This window comes from Psychromonas sp., assembly GCF_983033635.1.
Window position 1 is genome coordinate 495 of record NZ_CEZLMY010000228.1, and the last position, 4,069, is coordinate 4,563.

Annotated in this window: 2 protein-coding genes, 1 tRNA gene and 1 pseudogene; 2 read left to right on the plus strand and 2 right to left on the minus strand. The window is 39.7% G+C overall.

Annotated features, from left to right (window positions below; all coding sequences use genetic code 11):
• Positions 1-261: 261 nt before the first annotated feature.
• A tRNA-Ser gene (locus tag AC4GME_RS17475) sits at positions 262-349 on the minus strand.
• A gap of 76 nt (positions 350-425) precedes the next feature.
• Positions 426-1,394 (minus strand): annotated as a pseudogene (locus AC4GME_RS17480) (glucokinase); the annotation flags it as partial.
• A 284-nt stretch (positions 1,395-1,678) separates the two neighbouring features.
• Here AC4GME_RS17480 and AC4GME_RS17485 point away from each other — a divergent pair.
• The gene (locus AC4GME_RS17485; RefSeq protein ID WP_490378360.1) at positions 1,679-2,536 is read left to right on the plus strand and encodes a MurR/RpiR family transcriptional regulator; all 858 of its coding nucleotides are present in this window, start codon (positions 1,679-1,681) and stop codon (positions 2,534-2,536) included.
• Between the two features lie 68 nt (positions 2,537-2,604).
• Complete coding sequence (gene pyk / locus AC4GME_RS17490) at positions 2,605-4,035, plus strand: pyruvate kinase (RefSeq protein ID WP_490379910.1); 1,431 nt, start codon at positions 2,605-2,607, stop codon at positions 4,033-4,035.
• Positions 4,036-4,069 lie beyond the last annotated feature (34 nt).

Below are 4,069 nucleotides of genomic sequence, written 5' to 3' on the forward strand. Positions count from 1 at the left end.
GCAATTGCCCGCCCCATAAAAAATCTTTGCTAAATATATTCATTACAACTCCTATTAAAAAATCAATCTGCATATACGATAGAGCATCGGAGGCTAAGCACTGTTTGGGTATTGTAAGGTTTAGACCAAACTAGGTAAGTATGAATATAGCTGCGCCATTTAGGCAGAGGAAAAACAGATAAAAGCAATGCATAAAAAAACCCGCAATGCTTTGATTAATAAGCGTTGCGGGTTCTTATTGTACCTTAGCGGTACTAAATGTGGCGGTGAGTGAGAGATTCGAACTCTCGGTACGTTGCCGTACACACACTTTCCAGGCGTGCTCCTTCAGCCACTCGGACAACTCACCAGATGCTTAATTGTTTACTGAAGCGGAGCGCATAATAGAGAACTCCCCTTGTAAAATCAACTACTAATATTAATTATTAATTATTAATAGTTCCTAGCTCTTGGCGAAGATAAACACTTGCGCCTAACAAGCCTGGATTGTCATGTGTTATTAAATATGTTGGAATTGATGACAGGTAACCTTTAAAGCGACCTTTTTCTTCAAAGAAACTTCTGAAATCGCTAGATTTAAAGAAGTCGATAAAGCGAGGTACGACACCTCCGGCAATATAAACACCACCTGTACAAGCTAGGTTCAATGCAAGATTACCAGCAAACCCCCCCATTACCTGACAGAATACTGCTAAGCTTCGCAGTGCTAATTCACAGCTATTATCTAAAGCAGCTTGAGATACTTGCTTAGGTTCATGGAACTCTGGTTGCTTGCCTTCTAATCGGCAAAGGCTGTGGTATAAATTAACTAAGCCTTGTCCTGACAAAATACGCTCAGCAGAAACATGACCAAACTGCTCTTGTAATAATAATAAAATATCAGCCTGTTCACGGGTATTAGGTGCAAAACTAACGTGTCCACCCTCACCATCTAAACTTATCCATTTACCAGCAGATTTTACAATGTGTGAAACACCTAATCCGGTTCCAGGACCAAAGACTGCAGTTACGCCATCGGTTTGTGGCTCACCAGCACCGATTTGGATTTTTTCTTCTTGAGATACAAACGGTACTGCTAATGAGATAGCGGTGTAATCATTAATCACATATAAAGATTCTAACTTAAGCTTTTTCTTTAATGCTTCTTTAGAAAACTCCCAGCTTAAATTGGTCATCATTACATGATCATCTTCAACAGGGCAGGCGATGCCAACACAAAGGTGTTTAACCTCATCCTGCAGTGTCGAAAAATATTGAACGAGTGCTGCATCAAGAGTTATAAATTCCGCACAAGGAAATTCCCTTAATTTACTCAATTCACCTGTTTCAACGTTACAAACAGAAAGTCGGATATTTGTACCACCAACATCGGCAACAACAGATAACATATTTTTTCTCCTAGAATGATTAAAAGTAAAGCATAAATTCTACAGACCACCCTCTCACTTTTGTAATAAAACAACGTCAAACTTGATCTAAAACAGCTTTATTCTGTAATAAAATGACATCAGAAAACAGCTTATTTATAATAATGCACAGTTTCGGGAGTTTGTATGTCTGTTTTTTTCAGTTTAGGGGCTAAGTCACTTCAAGATAGAGTAACGTAAGCTAACTATCAAGAGCAAATTCCTACAAGTTCAAGAGTTTAACTTAAAATAAAAAATTACAGTGGAACGTTATGAATACTTTAGAGTTAATTCAAAAAAATCTAGATACTTTTAGCAAATCAGAGCGAAAAGTTGCTGAAGTGATCATTGCATCACCACAAGTTGCCATTCATTCAAGCATTGCAACACTTGCAAAAATGGCCCAGGTCAGTGAGCCAACAGTAAACCGTTTTTGTCGACGACTCGATACAAAAGGTTTTCCAGATTTCAAGCTACACCTTGCGCAAAGCCTCGCACATGGTACCCCTTATGTGAATCGTAACGTCAATGAAGATGACGGACCAAGTGCCTACACTGCAAAAATATTCGAATCAACCATGGCCTGCTTAGATGTTGCTAAAAACACGTTAGATACATCGTTAATTAATCGAGCGGTTGATGTATTAACACAAGCAAACAAAATTTCATTCTTTGGTTTAGGTGCATCCTCTTCAGTTGCACATGATGCTTTAAATAAATTTTTCCGCTTTAATATCCCCGTTTCCTGCTTTGATGATATTGTGATGCAGAAGATGAGTTGCATAAATAGCAGTGAAGGTGATGTTATTGTACTAATATCGCATACGGGTCGTACTAAAGCACTCGTCGAAGTTGCCCAGCTTGCACGTGAAAACGATGCTTTTGTTATTGCATTAACCTCCTATGATTCACCACTTGCACTGCAAAGTAATTTAGTGCTTTCAATGAGTGTGCCGGAAGATACTGATATTTATATGCCAATGGCGTCTCGGATTGCACAACTGGTGCTGATCGATGTATTAGCAACGGGGTTTACACTACGACGGGGCCCCAAATTTAGAGATAATTTAAAACGTGTAAAAGATGGAATCAAAGATTCCCGTTTTGACAAATTTGACTCTAACGCCTAAAAATCTTTATTTTCAGCAATAATCGAGTATTGTTGCAAAGTAGCTACTAACATTTACAGGAGAATATAATGACAAGACGTACTAAAATCGTTACTACATTAGGTCCGGCAACTGACAGAGATAATAATCTAGAAAAAATTATTGAAGCTGGTGCAAATATGGTGCGCATGAATTTCTCTCATGGAGAAGCCATTGATCATGTGAGACGCGCTAATGAAGTACGTGAAATCGCTGCTCGTTTAGGCAAAGAAGTTGCCATTATGGGGGATTTACAAGGTCCTAAAATTCGAGTTTCTACATTTAAAGATAATAAAATTCAATTGGCTGTAGGTGATAAATTCACCTTAGACAGTGACATTGAAAAAGGTCAGGGTAACCAGCAGGCAGTTGGTCTTGATTACAAAACCTTGCCACAAGAAGTTGTAGCGGGCGATCTATTATTACTTGATGATGGCCGCGTGCAGCTTCAAGTCGAACAAGTAACGGGTAACAAAGTAGAAACAGTTGTGATCATTGGTGGCCCATTATCAAATAATAAAGGTATCAATAAACAAGGTGGTGGTTTATCCGCCCCAGCACTGACAGATAAAGATAAAAAAGACATTCTTACAGCGGCTCAAATTGGCTGTGATTATTTAGCGGTTTCTTTCCCACGCAGTGGTGACGATATTCATTATGCCCGTAAACTGGCTTTAGCTGCTGGCTGTCATGCAAAAATTGTCGCAAAAGTAGAACGTGCTGAAGCGGTTGAAACTCAGGAAGCTTTGGAAGATATCGTTCTTGCATCCGATGTTGTGATGGTTGCCCGCGGTGATTTAGGTGTTGAAATCGGCGATGCCCGCTTAGTCGGCGTACAAAAGAACATGATCCGTACAACTCGTCGATTAAACCGTGTGGTTATTACAGCAACACAAATGATGGAATCAATGATCAGTGCACCTATGCCAACGCGTGCAGAAGTAATGGATGTCGCCAATGCAGTACTTGACGGTACAGATGCGGTCATGCTTTCAGGAGAAACCGCTGCTGGTGATTATCCGGTTGAAACTGTAAAAGCGATGAGCGAAGTTTGTCTTGGTGCAGAAAAACACCCGAGCATTAATGTTTCTAATAACCGTATCAATTATACATTTGACGATCCGGGTGAAGCGTTAGCAATGACAACGATGTTTGCCGCTAACCATACCAATGGCGTTAAAGCGATTGTAGCCTTGACAGAATCAGGATCGACACCTTTGTTGATGTCCCGTTTAAGCTCTGGTTTACCTATCTACGCACTTTCAAGTAATCCGCAAACGTTAAATTATTGTGCGCTATACCGCGGTGTAACGCCTGTTAAATTCAGCTCAACAACTAGCGACAGTGTTGAATTTATAAGCAATGCACTACAGACACTCAAAGAAGCAGAGTTCTTACAAGAAGGTGATTTAATCCTGCTCACCCATGGTGATGACAATTATGCAGGATCAACAAATACCTGTAAGATTGTTAAAGTTTAAATTGTATTAAACAGCAAAAAGCCTCTCAATTGAG